Genomic DNA, 4,349 nt, shown 5'->3' on the forward strand with positions numbered 1-4,349 from the left:
GTCCGCGGGCATGGCCATCATGACCCAGTGCTATTCCACCAGGGGATTGGACGCGGTGGCGGCCCTGAACATCTCCACGGTGATTTCCAACCTGTTCAACGTGGTGTTCGTGGCCATGGGAAGCGCGGTGTCCATCATCGTGGGGCAGCTTCTGGGCGCGGGGAAGATGGAGGAGGCCAAGGATACGGACAGGAAGCTGATCGCCTTTGCGGTGATGAGCTGTGTGGTGATGGGGGCGATCGTGTTCGTCCTTGCGCCCCTGTTCCCGAAGCTGTACAATACCAGTACAGAGGTAAAGGAGCTGGCAACGGTGCTCCTGCGGGTGGCGGCGCTGTGCATGCCTATCTTCGGTTTCCTGCACACCACCTATTTCACCCTGCGCTCCGGAGGAAAGACGATCATCACGTTCCTATTCGACAGCGTGTTCCTCTGGTGCGTCAGCATCCCCGTGGCCTATGTGCTCAGCCGCCACAGCGCCATGGCCATAGCGGCGCTGTACCTATGCTGCCAGATGCTGGACCTGATCAAATGCGTCATCGGGTTCGTGCTGGTGAAGAAGGGTGTGTGGCTGAACAATATCGTGGCGTAGGGATTCTGGGAATTTCCAGAAATAGCATGTCCGGCGCAGACAAAGCATCTGCCTATGGCCTGTAGGAGCGTGCGGACAGATCAGCAGGGAATCAAGGCTGCCCAGACAAGGAGGCGGCCTTTCTCATTTCCCGGCCAGTGTCCATATGCGACCGGAAATATTTCTCTCGCACGCACTTGTAAAGAAGAGGAAAAGGTTATAAAATGAGAGGATGAAATATACCGTGGAAGTATGGCGGGGCATGGAAAACAGAAAACCACAGATTGAGAGGGAACAGGCATGGACAGAGAATTGTACGAAAAGGCAGGCGCGTGGCTGGAGGAACATAAAAATGCCATGGTGGAGGACATCAAGCGGCTGGTGCGCATCGACAGCGTCTCCCGGCCCGGCACGGACGATACGCCCTTCGGGAGAGGCTGCGTGCAGGCCCTGGAGGAGATGCTGGCCATTGGCAGGGAGCATGGCTTCCACTGTGAGAACCATGGCAATATCGTAGGCAGCATCGGCGGGGAGGAAAAGCACTGGGACAACCTGATCGGATTCTGGAACCATCTGGACGTGGTGCCCACCGGGAACGGCTGGGAGAACGGGCCCTTCGACCCGGTGGTGAAGGACCGGTTCCTGATTGGCCGGGGCGTCTCGGACAACAAGGGGCCTGCCATAGGCATCCTGTATGTGATGGAGTGCCTGCGGGAGCTGAAGGTGCCGCTGAAGCATGAGCTGTGCCTGTTCGTGGGAACGGACGAGGAGCGGGGGATGGAGGACATGGAATACTACACCGCCCATTATCCCGCGCCCAAGCTGTCCATGACCCCTGACAGCGGCTTCCCGGTGTGCTACGGCGAGAAGGGCATCCTGGAGGGGCAGATGGTCACGGAGGGCGCAGTGTCCGTCCAGGTGCTGGAGGTCAGGGGCGGCAATGCCAGCAACATGATTCCCGACAGGGCCTGGGCATTGTTTTCGGACAGTGAGGGGCTGCGGGAGGAGCTTGACAGGCTATGCGGGCCTGCCGGGGCTGTGCCGGAAGATGCTGCGGCTGCCAGAGAGCACGGTCCAGAAGCATGTGGGGACGCAGCAGAAAGGACCGGAGAAAAGCGCGCGACAGGCGGGCCGGTGCAGGACAAGGCCGCAACAGCCGGCAGGATCTCCTGGGAGATGGAAGCCCGGGGCATCCGCGTCACCGCCTGCGGAACCAGCAAACACAGCGCGGCTCCCCACGGCAGCGTCAACGCTATCCACGAGCTGTGCCTTTTCCTGGAAAATATGACAGCACTGTCGGAAAATGACAGGCAGCTCTTCGCCAAGATTGGGAAGCTCACAAGAGAGTACGACGGGGCGGAGGTGGGGATAGCCTACCGGGACGAAGTGTCCGGCCAGACCACCTGCGCGGGCACGGTGCTGGCCATGGAGGAGGGGCATTTGAGCCTGACCTTGAACATCCGCTATGCCATCACGGCCAAGGACCAGGAGGACATCGCAGCCCTCACGGCCTACGGCGCCGCCAACGGAATCCGATTCCGGCTGGAGCGCAATTCCAGGCCCGGGTATTTTCCCAAGGAGCATCCGGCTGTGGACATACTGACGGATGTATACAATGAGCTCACGGGAAGCGATGCCAAAAGCTATGTGATGGGAGGAGGCACCTATGCCAGGAAGCTCCCCAACGCCTTTTCCTACGGCCCCGGCGGCATAAAGGAAAGCGAGGAGGACAAGGAGGCCAGGGAGCGGCTCTTCGCCCCGGGGCACGGGGGCGGGCACGAGCCGGACGAGGCGCTGAACCTGCGCCTGTTCGTGGAGGCCATGAAAATCTACGCCTGTGCCATAGCGGCGCTGAACGATGTGGAGCTGTGACGGGCCATGAGTTTTTTGAGTGTATTCGTCCATAATACGGTGTCGATTGTTGTGAGCTTGGTGTACGTGGTCTTCGTGGGCATGGCGGTGCTGAAGATTCTGCCCGCCAATCCGAGGAAATACGGACTTTGCAGAATCGCCCTTGCGACGGTCTGCAAAGTGTCGGTCATATTGCTCGCTACCGTTTTTTACAAGAAAGGCTTACTGGCGTATATTTTCAACAACATACTGCTGGCTTACGTGCTGCTGATTGGGAATGCGCTCTGCGTGTGCCTGGTCTTTCGTGAGAAATTCCGGCGGTGCTGGGGCATTACCTTGTTCACGCAAATTGTAGTAGAGTATTCGGGGACGCTGTCCTTTCTGATTTTCACGGACAGGCCCCTTGTGCTGAATATCCCGGAAGAGCGCCGGGTGTACATGTTGGTGAACTATGGGGTGGGGCCCGGGGTATTTTTCCTGCTTTTGTACCTCCTGTATAAAATGAAGATAGGAGACGCGTATCGCCGGTGGCTGGAGCATGGGGAGTTCTGGAGCCGGGGCATGATTTGCCTGAGCGCATATCCAATCCTGTTCTATGGGGCCACAGACCTCCTCATGGGCAGTGGGGTGAGCCGCAATGTCAGCTGGGGCATTACGCTGCTCATGCTGTTCGCGGCGCTGGTCTTGTTCCACCACATGGGAATGGAGGAATGGCAGCGCAGGGAATTCGCCTCCCAGCAGATCATCCTCCAGCAGCAGGATGTCTATATAAAGACGCTGGAAGGAATGCAGGAGGAGATGCGGCGCTTCCGGCATGATTACAAAAATATGATGTCGGGGCTGTATCTTACGGCAAGGGAGGGGGAGCTTGCGAAGACGCACTGCTTCATCCAGGAGATGACGGAGGACTTCGACAGCCAGATCGGAGACCGGATCAGGCAGATGGGGCAGCTTGGCAATGTCTGCATGACGGAGGTAAAGGGGCTGCTCCTCACAAAGCTGGCCCAGATGCAGAGGGACGGCACGGTCTGTGAGCTGGAGGTGATGCACCCCTTCCAGGGGACCAGGTGCAGGATCACGGATCTGTGCAGATGCTTAGGAATCCTGATTGACAATGCCATGGAGGAGGTCAGGGGGCGGGAGGACGCACGGGTGCATATCATGATCAGCAGCCAGGAGGGGTACACCACGTTCCGGGTGAAGAACCGGCTGTACCATACCGTTGACGTCCATAAGATCTGGCAGCAGGGGTATTCCACCAAAGGGGCGGACAGGGGCCTGGGGCTTGCCAGCTACCGGAAGATTCTGGCAGGCTATGAGGACGTGCTGCCTGCCACGGCGGTGCAGGAGGGATATTTCATCCAGGAGTTTAAGGTGCGGGAGCAGAACGGGAAGTAAATTATAATAGGGGCTGTGCTGTGCAGAAGCGGAACTGGAATACAGCGTCTGTCCCGCACGGCCCCCCAGAGGATTTACGGACGCATCTCTTTCGCGGCCGGAAATTCTCTGCCCATGTCTGGGGGCTGTGCGGGACAGAAGCGGAACTGGAATAAGGAGGAAAAGGTGCTGTCAGTATACATTTGCGAGGACGAGGAGGAAGTCCGCAGGATCCAGAGGGAATGTCTGGAAAAACAGATCATGATACAGGGGTATGACATGGAGATTGCCCTTTGCAGCGGCCGTCCGGGAGAGATTCTGGAGGCAGTGGAAAAGAATCCGGGGAGGGGAATCTACTTCCTGGACGTGGAGCTGAAAGGGGAGGAAATGGACGGGTTCGCTCTGGGGCGGGAGATCAGGAGGCTGGATCCCAGGGGGTTCATCATCTATGTGACAGCCTATGGGAACCTGGCCTTCGAGACGTTCCGCTACCATCTGGAGGCTCTGGACTATATCGTGAAGGAGAGCATGGAGAAGATGGAGGAGGGGCTTG

General features: G+C 58.4%; 4 protein-coding genes. All 4 read left to right on the plus strand.

The window, feature by feature from the left end:
* Positions 1 to 589 (plus strand): MATE family efflux transporter (locus Q2B33_RS23345; RefSeq protein WP_300823257.1); only part of this gene is annotated, 589 nt, incomplete at its 5' end.
* A gap of 279 nt (positions 590 to 868) precedes the next feature.
* Positions 869 to 2,440 (plus strand): Sapep family Mn(2+)-dependent dipeptidase, encoded by a 1,572-nt coding sequence (locus Q2B33_RS23350; RefSeq protein WP_300563632.1) that lies wholly within the window; start codon positions 869 to 871, stop codon positions 2,438 to 2,440.
* 6 nt (positions 2,441 to 2,446) lie between these two features.
* Positions 2,447 to 3,817, plus strand: coding sequence for a sensor histidine kinase (locus Q2B33_RS23355; RefSeq protein ID WP_300785263.1), 1,371 nt, complete (start codon positions 2,447 to 2,449; stop codon positions 3,815 to 3,817).
* 165 nt (positions 3,818 to 3,982) lie between these two features.
* Positions 3,983 to 4,349, plus strand: a 367-nt coding sequence (locus Q2B33_RS23360; protein ID WP_300914300.1) for a response regulator, incomplete at its 3' end; no start/stop codon positions are given.

It is taken from the genome of uncultured Acetatifactor sp. (assembly GCF_948601915.1).
In the GTDB taxonomy this organism is placed as follows: domain Bacteria; phylum Bacillota; class Clostridia; order Lachnospirales; family Lachnospiraceae; genus Acetatifactor.

What these genes read in the sequence shown, in the direction of transcription:
- Q2B33_RS23350 (WP_300563632.1), top strand. Translation starts at nt 869, where the DNA reads ATGGACAGAGAATTGTACGAAAAGGCAGGCGCGTGGCTGGAGGAACAT.
- Q2B33_RS23355 (WP_300785263.1), top strand. Translation starts at nt 2,447, where the DNA reads ATGAGTTTTTTGAGTGTATTCGTCCATAATACGGTGTCGATTGTTGTG.